The following is a 15,205-nucleotide window of genomic DNA, read 5'->3' as shown; positions in this document are numbered from 1 at the left end:
AGAGAAGGGACGCGCATGAAGATCATGGTAACCGGAGCTGCAGGCTTCATCGGGTTCCACACGAGCAAGCGCTTGCTCGAGCGCGGGGACGAGGTGGTAGGCGTTGATAATGTCAACGACTACTACGACCCAAGCTTGAAAAAGGCACGCCTCGCTCAATTGACCGAGCACGGCAACTTCCGCTTTGAACGCTTGGCGCTCGAAGATCGTGACGGCATGGCCAAGCTGTTCGCGAGCGCCGGCGTCGAGCGCGTTATCCACCTAGCAGCGCAAGCAGGCGTGCGCTACTCACTGGAAAACCCCCATGCCTACATCGACAGCAACGTGGTGGGTACCACCAACATCCTGGAAGGCTGTCGTCACAACGGGGTAGAGCACCTGGTCTACGCATCTTCCAGCTCCGTATACGGCGCCAACGAGACGCAGCCATTCTCGATCCATCACAACGTGGACCACCCGCTCTCCCTCTACGCGGCGACAAAGAAGGCCAACGAGCTGATGGCGCATACCTACGCCCATCTGTACGGTCTGCCCGTCTCCGGCCTGCGCTTCTTTACCGTGTACGGCCCCTGGGGACGGCCCGACATGGCCCTGTTCCTTTTCACTCGCAACATCTTCGCCGGCCAGCCTATCGATGTGTTCAATCATGGCCACCACCGCCGCGACTTCACCTACATCGACGACATCGTGGAGGGAGTGATTCGGGTGATGGACCGGGTGGCGACGCCGAATCAAGCGTGGCGCGGGACTGAGCCCGATCCTGGCACGTCCTCAGCGCCCTATCGCTTATACAACATCGGCAACAACTCGCCGGTAGAGTTGATGCGCTACATCGAAGTGATCGAGGAGTGCATTGGGCGTAAGTCGCAGAAGAACTTCCTGCCGAAGCAACCGGGGGATGTGCCGTCGACCTCAGCGGACATCGAGGACCTTGCAGCAGATGTGGGCTACCGACCGTCCACGCCCGTTGAAGTGGGCGTCGCCCGTTTTATCGAGTGGTATCGCGCCTACTACGGCGTCTAATACGCGGCAGGACGCGCCGGCAGACTGTCCACTACGCCCAAGCCTGCGCGTGCGGTGTCGTTGCTTCCCCGCGCATCGCTACGTAATATCCCCCGGGTTTATCGGCAGGTGCCCGCTGTAATGCGGTTCCCTCTCTTAGGGGCGCAAGGAACAGGTTGACCTCGCCGCGACGTTTCTAGAGCCCTTGGAACGACACTAGCGCAATGCTCGAGCCAACCCCCGGATCAGCGAACTCACGTCGCCGCGCTACCTCCTTGCTGTTGGCGGGCTCCACCTTGCTGCTCTCGATTCTGCTCCCTTGGGCAAGTGTGGCTCAGTCGGTCTCGCAGGCGCAGGTGCAACGGCTAATGCAGCTGCCGCCCGCCGAGCGCGAGCGGTTGATGCGCTCACTAGGCTTATCGCCCGCGGATCTTGCCGCCCTCATCCCCGGGGGCGTTGCCCTAGAGTCGGAGGCTGGCAGCACCAGCGACGCCCTCGATGGAGCGAACCCATTGCTTGGCGAGCCCCGAGCGCAAGAGGAGCTGACGCCCGCTGCCGAAGATACCCTCGAGCCGGAGTCCACGCTGCTGATCGGGTTTGCGCCCGTCGACCCACGAACCATAGACCCAGGCAACACGGACGAGGACGTCGATTTGCTGCCGGGGTTCCTGATGGAACTCGTCGGACAGCGCCGCTACGAGCTGGATCGCTACGGTGTGCTCCACCTGCAGCGCGTGTTCCACATCGAGTTGGCGGGACTTACGGCTAAGCAGGCGGCGATGCGGATCCAGGCTGAACCGGGCTTAGACGCCTTCGTGGTCTTCGTTGAGCTTCTGCCGTTGAAACGTACGGGAACGGACGCGCTCGCGCTCTACGGCAGCGACTTCCTGTCCCGGGCCGATACGCTGTTATTCGACCCTGCTGCCACGGCTGTACCGGGCAACTACGTCGTCGGGCCCTCCGATGTGTTGCTAGTTAGCTTCTACGGCGCGGACAGCCAGAGCTTCGAGCTTACCGTCGATCGAGAGGGCCGAGTCGTGCTTCCGCAGATCGGGCCGGTTACCGTGGCTGGGCTTCCCTTGGACGATGTGCGTGATGAGATCCGCACGCGGGTCGCCGAGCAGATGATCGGCATCAACACCACGGTAACCATCAAGCGCCTGCGGGCGATCCAGGTACTCGTGACTGGCGATGTGAAAGGCCACGGCGTCATCACCGTCGACAGCCTCACGACCATCGCCAACGCACTGCTCCTAAGTGGTGGCGTAGAGGACAACGGTTCCCTGCGTCGCGTGCAGCTCAAGCGCGATGGACGCGTGGTCACCACGCTCGACCTCTACGACCTGCTCCTCAGGGGCGATACGCGGGACAACCAGCGTCTGCGAAGCGGGGACGTGGTCTTCGTGCCACCGATTGGCCCCGTGGCAGGAGTGGAGGGGGCGATCAATCGTCCGGCACGCTACGAGCTGCGTGGCGAGACCACCGTCGAGCAGTTGCTGGCGCTCGCGGGCGGAGCGAGCGCTGAGGCGCAGCTCGGCAACGCGCGTCTGGAGCGCATACTGCCCAGCGGCGGACGTACGGTGATCGACATCGACCTGAGCCGCGATTCGGATCGACGTCTGACCGTGCGCAACGGCGATGTGCTGCGGGTGATACCGGCCCAGAGCCTTGCGCGCGGCGTGGTTTCCTTGCAAGGGCACGTGCGCGAGCCGCGCGAGTTCCAGTGGCGTGACGGCATGCGCCTAACAGATTTGATCACATCGGCAGCTGACCTGCGCGAGTTCGCGGATACCAACTACATCTTGATCCGTCGCCTGGACGAAATGGGGCAGCTCTCGGTAGCCACCGCCGATCTGCGCCAGGCGCTGGTGGCGCCCAGGAGCGCTGAGAATCCGTTGCTGCGGCCTGGCGATCACGTCACCGTATTCCAGCTCAACCGCGATCGATCCGGGGTGATCGGGCCCTTGCTCAAGGCACTGGACGATCAGGGCCAGTTCGGTACACCGTTGGCGGTGGCGGTGGTGGTCGGTGAGGTCCGCGTCTCAGGGCGCTACCCCATCGTTCCCGGAATGCGCATCAGCGATTTGCTGCGCGCTGCGGGCGGCCTCGGCGAGAACGCATTCACCAGCGCCGCGGTGTTGACGCGTCGAATCATCGTGCCGGGACAGGATGCGGATACGCAGTTTCTCTCGGTCGATCTCGATCGCGTGCTGGCGGGCGATGAGCAGGCGGATCTGATTTTGCAGGCGCGTGACCATCTCCTAGTCAAGACGGTGCCCGAGATCGCCAATGCCGATAAGGTGACCTTGAGCGGTGAGGTGCGCTTTCCAGGTACCTACCCCGTAGCACGAGGAGAGACTCTCGCCGACCTCGTCGAGCGTGCCGGTGGACTCACGGACTACGCCTTCGCCGCCGGCGCTACGTTCACGCGGGTCGGGCTACGCCAGCGCGAGCAGGAACGCTTGCAACAACTCGCCCGGCGCCTCGAGTCGGATCTCGCAGTGGCTGCGGTGCAAGGTGCTCAGTCACCGGCAGGTGGTGGGAACGCTGGGGAAGCTCTGCGACTAGGTCAGGAGTTGCTTGAGCAAATTCGCGAGACCCCTGCGGTCGGGCGCCTGGTGATCGACCTAGAGCGCCTGGTCAGCGAGGGGCATGGGTCGCCCGCCGATCTCGTGCTTCGCGACGGGGACCAGCTGATGGTGCCCGAGCTGTCTCAGGAGGTGACCGTCATCGGCCAGGTGCAGTTCCCTGGTTCGCATCTGTACGATCCGCAGAAGGTGCTCGAGGAGTATCTGGACAAGGCCGGCAATACCACCAAACAGGCCGATCGCAAGCGAATCTACGTGGTGCGAGCGAATGGCGAAGTGGTCACCTCGAAGAACTCGCGCTGGTTCCGGGGGGACCAGATTCCGATCTCCTACGGCGATACTATCGTGGTGCCGCTGGATGCCGATCGCATGCGACCGCTAGCCCTTTGGAGCACGATCTCCAGCGTGCTTTACCAACTCGGCCTTTCCGCAGCCACCGCACGGGCAGTGGGCGTCTTCTAGAACCACCGATTTACCCTCCCGCTAGCCGTGACCGTCGATGGCGGCTAAGAGTTCGGCAGTCTTCGCGCGCATCAGATCTTCATTCCCGCGGCTCTCCACGTTGAGCCGCAACAGCGGCTCCGTGTTGCTGGCACGCAGGTTGAAGCGCCAGTCGTCGAAGGCGAGGCTTAGCCCATCCACGGATTCCTCGCTCACGGCTGCATCGCGGTAGCGCTCACCGATGGCGGCGATGACGGCGGTGGCGTCGCTGACGCGGCGGTTTATTTCGCCGCTAGCAGGGAATTTAGCGATCCGTTCGTCCACCAAGGCGGCGAGGGGTTGGCCCGTGTGCCCCATGATTTCAGCGATCAGCAGCCACGGGATCATGCCGCTGTCCGCGTAGGCGAAGTTGCGGAAGTAATGGTGGGCACTCATTTCACCGCCGTAGACCGCGTCCTCGCTCCGCATACGTTCCTTGATGAAAGCGTGACCGGCCTTTGTTTGCACGGCCGTGCCGCCGGCGCTGTTCACCACATCCACCGTATTCCATACAAGTCGGGGATCGTGCACGATGCGGGCCCCGGAATCCTTGGCCAGGAAGGCGCTCGCCAGCAGGCCCACGATGTAGTACCCCTCGATGAAGCGGCCCTTGTGGTCGAAAGCAAAACAGCGATCGAAATCGCCGTCCCAGGCGAGACCGAGGTCAGCGCCCGCGTCGAGGATTGCCTCGGTGGTGGGTGCTCGGTTGTCCGGCAGTAGTGGGTTGGGCACGCCATTCGGAAAGCTCCCGTCAGGCGCGTAGTGCAGCTTGATGAACTCGAACGGCAGCAGGGGTTCGAGGGCGTCGAGGACAGCCCCTGCCGTACCGTTGCCCGGGTTGACGACGATCTTCAGGGGCGGCAGCCGTTCGAGGTTCACGTAGGTGAGCAGGTGTTGGATGTAGGCGTCGCGGGAATCGTAGGGCTTGCGTGTACCTGGCGTATTGGCGGCGGCTGGGAACTCGCCGGCCTCTGCGAGGCGACGGATATCCTCCAGTCCCGTGTCTCGGCTGAGTGGGCGGGCGCCCTCACGCACGAGCTTCATGCCGTTGTAGTCTGGGGGGTTGTGGCTGGCGGTGACCATGACGCCGCCGTCGAAGCCACCGTTGAAGCAGGCGAAGTAGATCTCCTCCGTACCGCACAGGCCGATATCGCTAACCGCCACACCGCCCTCGTTGAGCCCGCGCGCGAGGGCGTCCGAGAGGGCGTCACTGGAGCTGCGCATGTCGCGACCGATCACCACAGACTGAGGGCTCAGGTGGGCCGCGAACGCCCGACCGATGCGCCAGGCGATGTCCTCATCCAGCGCGCCGGGGACCTGACCGCGGATGTCGTAGGCCTTGAAGCAGTCGATCTGCCGGTGCATGGCTATCGGGCCCGTCCGTAGTTGTCCTGGAAACGCACGATGTCGTCTTCTCCGAGGTAGCTACCGGACTGCACCTCGATCAGCTCCAGGGGCAGCTTGCCCGGATTTGCCAGGCGATGTTGGGTGCCGATCGGGATGTAGGTGGATTGGTTTTCCGTGAGCAGGAAGACCTTGTCGCCGCAGGTCACCTCCGCTGTGCCGCTGACCACTATCCAGTGCTCTGCGCGGTGGTGATGCATCTGTAGTGACAGCTCGGCGCCTGGCTTTACGGTGATACGCTTGACCTGGAAGCGGGTGCCGTTGTCCACGCTGTCGTAGGAGCCCCAGGGGCGGTAGACTTCACGGTGCAAGCTCGCTTCTTCGCGCCGGCGCGCCTTGAGTGCGTTGACCAGCTTCTTGACGTCTTGCGCCCTGTCCTTGGGCACCACGAGCACGGCGTCCGACGTCTCCACGATCACGTGCTTCTCAACGCCAACGGCGGCGACCAAGCGGTGCGAGGCGCGCACGTAGCATTCGGACGTGTCCTCCAGCAGCACGTCGCCGGTGCTGACGTTGCCCTGCTCATCGGCTTGGCTGGCGTCACAGAGCGAAGACCAGGTGCCGACATCGCTCCAGCCCGCGTCCATCGGGACCACCACCGCGTGGTCTGTCTTCTCCATTACCGCGTAGTCGATCGAGTCACTCGGACTGGCTTCGAAGGCAGCCTCTTGCAGACGAACGAAGTCAAGGTCGCCGCTGGCGTTGGCGCAGGCTTGCTCACAGGCGCTCGCGATCGGTTGCGCAAAGCGCGCCAGCTCCTCGAGGTAGCGGCGCGCGGAGAACATGAAGATGCCGCTGTTCCAGAGGTAGTCGCCGCTCGCCACGTAGCCCTTAGCGGTGGACTCATCCGGCTTCTCGACGAACTGGGCCACCTGACGTACGCGATCGCCGAGATCTGCGACTGCGTTGCCTGAGCGGATGTAGCCGTATCCCGTCTCTGCGCGCATTGGGGTAATGCCGAAGGTCACCAAGTGACCTTCGCTCGCGGCAACCGCTGCCTGCTCCACGGCCACGCGGAAGCGCTCCGCATCGAGGATCACGTGATCGGCGGGTAAGACCAGCAGGGTGGTGTCTTCGTCGTTGGTCTGTTGAGCCAACCAGTGGTAAGCCGCCACGGCCACCGCTGGGGCCGTGTTGCGCCCGACCGGCTCGAGCAGGATCGCCTGTGCCGCGTGGTCGATCTGGCGCAGTTGCTCCGCCACGAGAAAACGGTGGGCGTTGTTGCAAACCACCATGGGCGCTTCTAGTCCGGCGAGCCCGTGCAGACGCAGGATCGTGTCCTGCAGCATCGTGTGCTCCGATACCAGGGGGAGCAGCTGCTTTGGATATAGCTCGCGTGACATCGGCCACAGGCGCGTGCCTGAGCCGCCTGAGAGCACCAGAGGAGTGATGGTCATCTTCGGATACCCCGGGGGTCGGCTTGGTGGCAGGAAATCGCCACCGCCTTGCCTTTTTGTTAGTTGAGAATCGGTTCTCGGCCTACCGAGTGATACTTAAAGCCAAGCGTTCCAAGGAGCGCAGGGTCGTAGAGGTTGCGCCCGTCGAAGATCAGCGCTTCGGACAGCTCCTGTTTGATGCGATCGAAGTTCGGGCTGCGGAACTCGTTCCACTCGGTGATGATCACCAGGGCGTCAGCCCCTTCCAGCGCGTCCATCGCGCTTTCGCACAGGGTGAGGCCGGCCTGTTCTGGGTATAGGCGAGCGGCTTCCTCACGGGCGACGGGATCGTAGGCGCGGACCCTGGCTCCGGCGGCCCACAAGGCCTCCATCAGCACGCGACTCGGTGCCTCGCGCATATCGTCCGTGTTCGGCTTGAAGGCGAGGCCCCACAGGGCGAAGGTCTTGCCAGCCAAATCACCCCCGTACTGCGCGCTGATCTTCTCGAACAGCCGCTCCTTCTGTCGGTCGTTAACGTCGTCGACCGCTTCGAGCAGGCGCGCCGGGTAGTCCAGGTCTTGGGCCGTGCGGATGATGGCGGCTACATCTTTCGGGAAACAGGATCCTCCATAGCCCGCGCCAGGGTAGATGAAGTGATAGCCGATGCGCGGATCGGAGCCGATGCCCTTGCGCACTTGCTCGATATCCGCGCCGCAGCGCTCGGCGATATTGGCCATCTCGTTCATGAAGCTGATCTTGGTGGCGAGCATTGCGTTCGCCGCGTACTTGGTCAGTTCCGCCGAGCGGACATCCATCATGAGCAGGCGGTCACGATTGCGCGTGAAGGGGTCGTACAGGGCTCGGAGCAGCTCGCCCGTACGCGGGTTGTCCGTGCCGACGATGATCCGGTCTGGCTTCATGAAGTCGCTGATCGCCGCGCCTTCCTTGAGAAATTCAGGGTTGGAGACGACGTCGAAGGCGACGTCAGCGTCTCGTTGGGCCAGCTCCGCGTCGATCGTCTCGTGCACCCGATCAGCCGTGCCCACGGGCACCGTCGACTTGTCGATGACAATGCGGTAGGCGGTCATGTGTCGACCGATGTTGGAGGCCACGCTGAGCACGTACTGCAGATCGGCGGAACCGTCCTCATCCTGCGGCGTGCCCACGGCGATCACCTGGAACAGGCCATGGGCCACGGCTGCGGCCACGTCCGTGGTGAACTCCAGGCGACCGGCAGCGACGTTGCGCTCCAGCATGTCGGCTAGGCCCGGCTCGTAGATGGGCAGCTCGCCGCGCTTCAAGCCCTCGATCTTTGCCGCGTCCACGTCCATGCAGACGACGTGGTTACCGGTCTCCGCGAAGCACGTGCCCGTGACCAGGCCCACATACCCAGACCCGAAGATGGTGACATTCATCAGTAGGAGGTTCCTTCGCTCAAGCCCGATGGGGCGAACAGGGAGTCGCGGAGTGTAACGTTGTGCCCCCATAAAGCGCGAGTGCACTGTTCCCACGGCGTAAATCCGGCTCGAGCGCGGTTGGTTCACCTGTTGGCGGCTCGCTACAATCGTGCGGAATGAGTACTCAACCAAGCCCGCAACTGCCGGTCGACACCCCTACGCCCTTCGATGAAGCGGCGGAGGTGCTCGCCCCCGGCGTGCGCGAGGCGCATGCGCCAGCCCCTGGCGTCGGGGAGCTGGGTCCAGGCGAGCGGTTGGCCAACGGCGAACTCATCGAGCGGTTGACAGGTGATGTGCAGTGGATGCGCCAAGCGTTTCAATCGCGTTACCAGCCGTTGCGTGCCGGCCGCCCAGCATGGGTGGTGACCGCACCGGGCCGGGGTTTTGGCAAAACCCACTTTTTTAACGCGCTTGCCCAACGCTTGGACGGCGACGCGGTGGTGATCGCGGTGGGACCGGGCGTGATGCCAGGAAGCACCCCATACTGGGAGCGAGGTGCGCTCGGCGCGCTGGTGCAGGCCCTGGACCGCGCTGAGGCTGGTGGTGCGCTGGCGCCGGCCACCACCACCTTGGCCGCCGATCGCGCGACCACGCTAGCGATCGAGTCTCACTGGACGGCTCTCGCGCGCAGCGTTTTGGCGGGGGCTGTGCGTGAGCTGTTGGCCGCCTCCGCGGAACGCGCTGGGGAGCGTACCCCTGCCTCCAAGCGCCTCCACGAGGCGGCCCAGCGATTGCCGCCAGACCTAACGCGCTCCGCGCACTGGCAGACGCTGCTCGATCACGTCCTGGGTAAGCCGGCGCTTCTCGACGCGGTCGCCGATGCGCTGCGTCTTCGCGGCGTGGTAACCGAGGCGCGCTTGAGTACGTGGCTCAACGTCTTCCACACGCTCCTGTTCGCCGATGATTTGGAGCTCAGAGCGGCCTGTCGGCGCTGGATAGGGGGCCATCCTGTGGCCACCGAGCTGTGTGACCAAATGGGCGTTGATGAATGCGATCGCCTCGTACTCGAAGGCGACGGCGAAATCGCACGGCAGCAAGCCCTTGAGCGCATCGCCGACCTCTCGCACTTCGCGGCCTTCTACGTGCCCTTGGTGTTCTGCGTGGAGCATCACGAGTGCGTCAGTGCGGGTGGTCGTGACGACGCCACCGGACGTTCACGCCGCCCCCTGCCGCGCGAGCAGGATCCCCTGGCACAAATGCTCGAAGCGATCGCCCCGTCGCTTGCTCACGCGGTGCTCGTGGTCGCCTTGGACCAGGTGGCCCACGCCCGATGTGTCGCCCAGTGGAGCGGCGATTTGCAACGGCGTTGGCGATCCCCAGTGTCGCTGCAGGGACTCGGAGTGATCGATGCGCAGCGACTGGTCGACGCGCGCTTGCGCGCAGCGGGCGTCACCCGTGTCGAAGCACAGGCGATGGTCGGTGATGGTGAGTGGCTGCGATCTCACCTCGCCAGCGATGGGAGCGGTCCGTCGTCCCTGGGCGCTCGTCGATTTCTCGCCAGCTGCGCTGAGCGCTACCGAAGCGAAGTGTTGGGCATGTCGGTGGCGCCACTGGCGGACCGACAGGCGCCCTTGAGCGAGGGCGCCGCGGCTGTGGATTCCTTCAGCGCCGCGTGGGAGGCCGCACGGGAAGAGGTTGCCGAGCCAACGCCCGTTCAAGTGCACGACGCCTTGGTCCCCCTGTTGAGACTGCTCGGCGACCGGGTAGTCGACGGAGTCGATGTGATCGCTGGGGATCCGCCCCTTACTCAGCTGTGCTGGCAGGGGGATGATATGCGCTACGGCATTGCCGTCGGGGTCGCCGACACCCGTCAGCGCTGGGGGCAGCTCGCGCGGCGCGCGTTGCTCGGCGAGCGCACCGTCACCGTGTGCCTGCGCTTGCCCGGTGAAATGGACGTGCCGAACCCCGCTTGGCCCGTCGCCGCATCGATGCTGGAGCGTGCGATCAGCGCCGGACGACTTCGGGTGGTGCGTCTCACGGCCGAGCAATGCACTGAGGTCGCCACGGCCGCGCTCCTGCACGAACAGCTGGAGCCGCGCCTCGATGAGCCGTCCCAGGTGCACGCTTGGGCCTTGCTCGGCGAACGGCTGAGGTGGTTGTCCGAAGCGGTGCTCGCGTCCCGGGACGACGCCAAAGCGCGACCCGCCGAGGAGCACTAGCGGGCGCGCGAGACGCGTCGCAACTCGGTTACGGTGCGGGCTTGCCGATCGAACTTTCGAAGAGCTTAAGGATGCGTCGGTACTGGTCCAGCCAGCTCGAGGCGTGGATATAGCCGTGCGGCTCTAGGGGGTAGGAGGCGAGTTCCCAGTCGGTCTTGCCAAGGTCGATCAGGCGTTGGGCTAGGCGCACGGAATCCTTGTAGAACACGTTGTCATCCAGCATCCCGTGGCTGATCAGCAGATCACCGCGTAGACCGTGGGCAAACTCGATTGGTGAACTGCGCAGGTAGGCCTCCGGGTCGACCTGCGGGGTGTTGAGGATGTTGCTGGTGTAGGGGTGGTTGTAGTGGGCCCAGTCGGTCACCGGGCGCAGCGCGGCCCCGGCGGCGAACACCTCCGGCGCGTTGAACATCGCCATGAAAGTCATGAAGCCGCCGTAGGACCCGCCGTAGACACCGATTCGGCCTGGGTCCGCATCGTGCTCTCGAATCAACCACTGGGCCCCGTCGATTAAGTCTTCGAGCTCCGGGGTCCCCATCTGGCGGTAGATGGCGGCGCGCCAATCACGGCCGTACCCGCGGCTGGCACGGTAGTCCATATCGAGGACGTGGTAGCCGAGCGAGGTGAGCAGCGTGTGGAACATCTGCTCGCGAAAGTAGTACGGAAACTTGTGGTGCGTGTTTTGCGTGTAGCCGGCGCCGTGCACGAACAGCACTGCCGGGCGCTTACCGCCTTCGCGCGCCTCGCCGCGTGCGGGGTAGAATTTCGACCAGACCGGCGCCCCAGCATCATGGCTCGAGGGGACGGCGACGTAGGCGGGTGGCTGCCAGAGGATCTCGCGATAGGCCGGCGTGCGCGTGTCCGTCAGCTGGCGTACGAGCCCCGTGCTGCCATCGACCAGGGATGCCTGGGCAGGCAGGTAGGGGCCGGAGTGGCGCACGAGCACGTGACCGCTCGCTCCGGGTAGGCGAGCGTAGTCTTCCACGCCCAGCAGTTCCGTGAGTCGACTAGGCTCTCCGCTCGCGAGGTCGATACGATACAGATCGTACTCGGTGGGGTGGGTGAGGTTGCTAACGGCGAGGACGGTGTCGCCGCTGGCCTCCGGGGTTACCTGAGAGACTTCAAAAGTGCCATTGGTGATTTGGCGAAGAGCGCCGTCTTCTAGATCGAGCGTGTAGAGGTGGCTGTAGCCCGACTCCTCGGACAGTAGCCAGAGGGTGCCGGCGGAATTGGCCGGCACCCAACCGAACTCGTTGAAGGAGTAGCTTACCCAGGCTGGATCGTGCAGGCGATGGCGCTCGCTCATTGCGGGGGCGTCGCCGCGGGCGTCCACCGTGATCAGCCAGCGGTCCTTGTTGTCGACGGCGAATAGCTGCACTGCCACAACAGCTTCTGTCCGGTGCCACTGCAGATCGCTGATGTAAACGGGGCGCGGGTTGTCACCATCGTGTGGCGTTAGGGCTTGGGCTCTTTTCAGACTGGCGAGGGGGTCGACGTCCGTGCCGCTCAAGGTCGTTAGGTCGATGGGGTGTTTGGTGCGCGTGTGCAGGTCGAGCAACCAAAGGCTTTGGCCTGCACGTGCGTTGCGTCCGACCAGCTGGCGCACGTCTTCCACTTCCACGTAGCCGGAACGGGTGACGAACTTCGCCATTTGATCCTGCTTGCCTTCGTCCTCCTTGGCGGGGCCGATCGCTGCCAGTAGCCAGCGACCGTCCGCCGACGGCGCGGACGCGATGAGCCGCATACCGGTGCCGAGGTACCACGGCGCTGTGGGGCGACCCGCGTCGAGTGCGGCCGCTGTCTGCGCCTCCTCGTGTGCCGCGCGCTGCGCCTCGACGGCGTCGGCTACCTCGACGAAAAGGCGCACCTGATCCGCCGCTAGGCTGCCTTCTTCGACCTCGTAAGGTGGGTCTTCAAACTTCAGCTGTGCTATGGCGTGCGCCACACCGGTGTCCAAGTCCTGCTGCCACCAGCGACCACCGCGTTGGAAGTGCACCGTGGACGGTTCAGCCCCAAAACGCGGTGAGGAGACCGGCACATCGGCGCTTGAGAGCTGACGCAGGTCGCCGCTGCGCAAGTCGCGCAGCCAGAGGCTGCCCTCGCGGGTGAAAAGCGCCCGTTGCCCCCGAGCGTCGATGACAGGTGATGCGCCGTCGCTGCTCGCCTGTGCAGCGAAGTCGAGTACGCGTGACTCGCCGTTCGCGAGGTCGACGGCGATCACATCGGTGGCGCTGGAGCCCGAACGCTTCACGCGATAGAGCGCACGTGAGCCATCGAGCTGCCACCAGAGCCCCTGTACCGGGCTCCCGATCCAATCTGGATCGGCCATGATTTGCGCGAGATCGGCGGGCTGGCTCGAGGCTGCGTTCGCCATCGCGGTAAGTACCGTAAGCAGCGATAGGCGGTAAGCGCGCGCAATGGGAGTGGTGAGTGGCACGAGGGCAGGCTCCAGCAATGGATTCGCCGGCAAGCATACACGGCGAGCAGCGCGATAAGGGCGAGCGTAGCGACGCACGGCACGAGTGCTCGTGTCGAGGCGGATCCAGCCTATACTGCTCCCGTATCTGCCGACCGATGCGGTACTGCCGCCGCCTCGGGCCACTGGGAGCGTGATCGCGATGAGCGTAGTCAGCCAACGCCGCTTCGGCGATTTTAACTGGGTCGACCTGTCCTCGCCGGACTACGCGGCGTCCAAGGCCTTCTATGCAGGCCTGTTCGGTTGGGAGGCCATCGACCAGCCGTCACCGCCCGAGGGCGATCACGGACCCTACGCCATGTTCGAACTCGACGGCGAAGTCGTCGCCGGGCTCGGCGAGCTCCCGGAGGAAATGGTCGCCGCGGGTGCGCCCGTTTGCTGGAACGCCTACGTGCATGTGGATGACATCGATCGCGTGGTGGCGGAGGTCACGGCGCGGGGCGCCTCGGTCGTGGTGCCGCCGAGCGAAGTCGGAGAGCATGGTCGCCTGGCCTACTTCGCCGATCTGGAAGGTGCGGTAATCGCCCTTTGGCAGAGTGGCTCGCACTGCGGTTCTACGCGCGTGGATGAACCGGGCACTCTGTGTTGGGCGGAGCTGGCCACGCGCGGGCTGGAGGCGGCGTCTCGCTTCTACTCGGAGGTGTTCGGATGGACCACCCACAGGCGAGGTGCGGTAACACCGAGCGCCTACCTGGTTGCCCACGATGGCACGGAGGATATCGCCGGTATGCTCAAGATGACCGATGAGTGGGAGGATATGCCCGCTCACTGGTCGGTCTATTTCGAGGTCTCGAACGCTGAGGAGTCCGCGGCCAAGGTGAAATCCTTGGGCGGCGAGGTGAGGTACGGCCCGTTTGAAGCGAAGGGCGTCGGCCATATCGTGGTGTGCCAGGACAACGTCGGCGCCCACTTCCACCTGATGCAGCTGGACGCCGAGCGCAGGGCAGCACGGCGAGTCTAAGGCACGCTGTGAAGCCCCTGATGTCACACCGCTGCCGCCGCGTATCCGTCCCCTTGCGATGAGCTTCGTGACGTCGGTGTTGTGCGGTCGGTGCGAACTTCGCTCTTCGGGCGCACCTTCTGGGGTGTGCCCGCATTGAGTGCGACTGCTGTCGGCGCGCGCCGGCGCTCAGGGTTGCGGCGGCGCCTATGGACGCTGATCGGTACCTTAGCGATGCTCGTGAGCACAGGCGCCGTCGTAGGATGTGCTTCGGTTGTGCGGGTGGCCGGGCCCGCTATCGGCGGCGCCGCGCTTTACCGTGCCCATTGCGATGAACGTGTGATCGCACTCACGCTCGATGATGGCCCCGTGGTAGGGAGTACCGAGGGGCTGCTGGAGGTCCTTGCCGCAAACGACTCCCACGCCACCTTCTTCCTGATTGGTGAGCGTGCGCAGCTGCATGGGGAACTCGTTGAGGCCATCTTGGCCCGGGGGCACGAGATCGGCAATCACACCTACGTCGAAGCCCCCACCTTTCGCCTAGAGGATGCGCAGGCTCGAGACAGCATCGAACGTACCCATGCTATCTTGTCGTCCTATGCGGACATTCACTGGTTCCGCCCTGGGTCCGCGCGTTTCAACGACGAGATGTTGGCGGTGGCGGGCGAGCTGGGCTACCAGATCGCCCTCGCTGACACCTTCCCCTACGACACCTTCATCACGTCCACGAGCTTTCACGCTTGGTATATACGTCGGTCCGTGCGCCCAGGGTCGATCATCGTTCTGCACAACGCCCACGGGCGCGGCGTGCGCGCCGCCGAGACACTCAGTCGCGTACTCCCCTTGCTGCGAAAGGATGGCTACCGTGTCGTTAGTCTGGGCGAGCTCGCCGCCGACCCCACGTGCACACTTCCAATCGATCCGCCCCGCGACCCAGTGGGCCGCTTGGTAGATTAAGGTGACGCTCAGCGAGTAGCACGGGCGCCAGGGCAAGGCGGTCGAATGCAGCCCTAGCCGAGCTACGGCTGCATTTGACCAACGCCGCGATGGCGCCCGTGCTACTCGGCCTTCGGGTCTGCCCAGGGGCAGCGTCCGCGGCGTTGCATCGCTTGCCAATGGCGATGCCATTGGCTGCGCGACGCGCCTTGCTGACGCTGCCCCTACGCAGACTGAGCGTTACCTTATCTACCAAGCGGCCCACTAGCCTGCTTTATTCATGAGGTGTGGCGTTGAGCCCCTGAGATGAGATCGTAGGGCGTTGACCGCAGCTGAGCGAGTGCCTGTGAGGCGTTCTCAGGGTTGAGGCCGGCGTTTTCCGAGTGT

Annotated in this window: 9 protein-coding genes; 5 read left to right on the top strand and 4 right to left on the bottom strand. The window is 64.5% G+C overall.

All coding sequences use genetic code 11. From position 1 onward, the window contains the following. The first annotated feature begins 15 nt into the window (after positions 1 to 15). Positions 16 to 1,023 carry an NAD-dependent epimerase gene (locus tag AAGA68_20900; GenBank protein MEM9387527.1) on the top strand — a complete coding sequence of 336 codons (1,008 nt, stop codon included), beginning with the start codon at positions 16 to 18 and terminating at the stop codon, positions 1,021 to 1,023. A 203-nt stretch (positions 1,024 to 1,226) separates the two neighbouring features. Continuing rightward, positions 1,227 to 4,052: an SLBB domain-containing protein gene (locus AAGA68_20895; protein ID MEM9387526.1), complete on the top strand. Its 2,826-nt coding sequence runs from the start codon at positions 1,227 to 1,229 to the stop codon at positions 4,050 to 4,052. A 21-nt stretch (positions 4,053 to 4,073) separates the two neighbouring features. On the opposite strand, the gene AAGA68_20890 is transcribed toward AAGA68_20895, so the two are convergent. The 3 genes from AAGA68_20890 to AAGA68_20880 are packed head-to-tail and all read right to left on the bottom strand — an operon-like array spanning position 4,074 to position 8,265. Then, on the bottom strand, positions 4,074 to 5,435 hold the full coding sequence (locus AAGA68_20890; GenBank protein MEM9387525.1) for a phosphomannomutase: 1,362 nt from the start codon (positions 5,433 to 5,435) through the stop codon (positions 4,074 to 4,076). Positions 5,436 to 5,437: 2 nt separating this feature from the next. After that, entirely contained in the window at positions 5,438 to 6,871 is a 1,434-nt protein-coding gene (locus AAGA68_20885; protein MEM9387524.1) for a mannose-1-phosphate guanylyltransferase/mannose-6-phosphate isomerase, read from the bottom strand. A gap of 59 nt (positions 6,872 to 6,930) precedes the next feature. Further along, positions 6,931 to 8,265 carry a UDP-glucose/GDP-mannose dehydrogenase family protein gene (locus AAGA68_20880; GenBank protein ID MEM9387523.1) on the bottom strand — a complete coding sequence of 445 codons (1,335 nt, stop codon included), beginning with the start codon at positions 8,263 to 8,265 and terminating at the stop codon, positions 6,931 to 6,933. A 158-nt stretch (positions 8,266 to 8,423) separates the two neighbouring features. Between AAGA68_20880 and AAGA68_20875 the strand changes: the two genes are divergently transcribed. Further along, on the top strand, positions 8,424 to 10,466 hold the full coding sequence (locus AAGA68_20875) for a hypothetical protein (protein MEM9387522.1): 2,043 nt from the start codon (positions 8,424 to 8,426) through the stop codon (positions 10,464 to 10,466). Between the two features lie 28 nt (positions 10,467 to 10,494). On the opposite strand, the gene AAGA68_20870 is transcribed toward AAGA68_20875, so the two are convergent. Beyond that, on the bottom strand, positions 10,495 to 12,903 hold the full coding sequence (locus AAGA68_20870) for a prolyl oligopeptidase family serine peptidase (protein MEM9387521.1): 2,409 nt from the start codon (positions 12,901 to 12,903) through the stop codon (positions 10,495 to 10,497). Positions 12,904 to 13,084: 181 nt separating this feature from the next. Here AAGA68_20870 and AAGA68_20865 point away from each other — a divergent pair, with 181 nt between their 5' ends. Further along, positions 13,085 to 13,903: a VOC family protein gene (locus tag AAGA68_20865; protein ID MEM9387520.1), complete on the top strand. Its 819-nt coding sequence runs from the start codon at positions 13,085 to 13,087 to the stop codon at positions 13,901 to 13,903. A 135-nt stretch (positions 13,904 to 14,038) separates the two neighbouring features. Then, complete coding sequence (locus AAGA68_20860) at positions 14,039 to 14,839, top strand: polysaccharide deacetylase family protein (protein ID MEM9387519.1); 801 nt, start codon at positions 14,039 to 14,041, stop codon at positions 14,837 to 14,839. Positions 14,840 to 15,205: the final 366 nt, after the last annotated feature.

The sequence above is a fragment of the Pseudomonadota bacterium genome (assembly GCA_039193195.1).
GTDB lineage: Bacteria > Pseudomonadota > Gammaproteobacteria > Steroidobacterales > JBCBZW01 > JBCBZW01.
Note: the sequence above shows the minus strand (reverse complement) of the source record. Positions and strands in the feature narration are given on the sequence as shown.

Coding starts and splice junctions, on each gene's coding strand:
- AAGA68_20900 (MEM9387527.1), top strand. CDS start 16: ATGAAGATCATGGTAACCGGAGCTGCAGGCTTCATCGGGTTCCACACG.
- AAGA68_20865 (MEM9387520.1), top strand. CDS start 13,085: ATGAGCGTAGTCAGCCAACGCCGCTTCGGCGATTTTAACTGGGTCGAC.
- AAGA68_20890 (MEM9387525.1), bottom strand. CDS start 5,435: ATGCACCGGCAGATCGACTGCTTCAAGGCCTACGACATCCGCGGTCAG.
- AAGA68_20895 (MEM9387526.1), top strand. CDS start 1,227: ATGCTCGAGCCAACCCCCGGATCAGCGAACTCACGTCGCCGCGCTACC.
- AAGA68_20880 (MEM9387523.1), bottom strand. CDS start 8,265: ATGAATGTCACCATCTTCGGGTCTGGGTATGTGGGCCTGGTCACGGGC.
- AAGA68_20885 (MEM9387524.1), bottom strand. CDS start 6,871: ATGACCATCACTCCTCTGGTGCTCTCAGGCGGCTCAGGCACGCGCCTG.
- AAGA68_20875 (MEM9387522.1), top strand. CDS start 8,424: ATGAGTACTCAACCAAGCCCGCAACTGCCGGTCGACACCCCTACGCCC.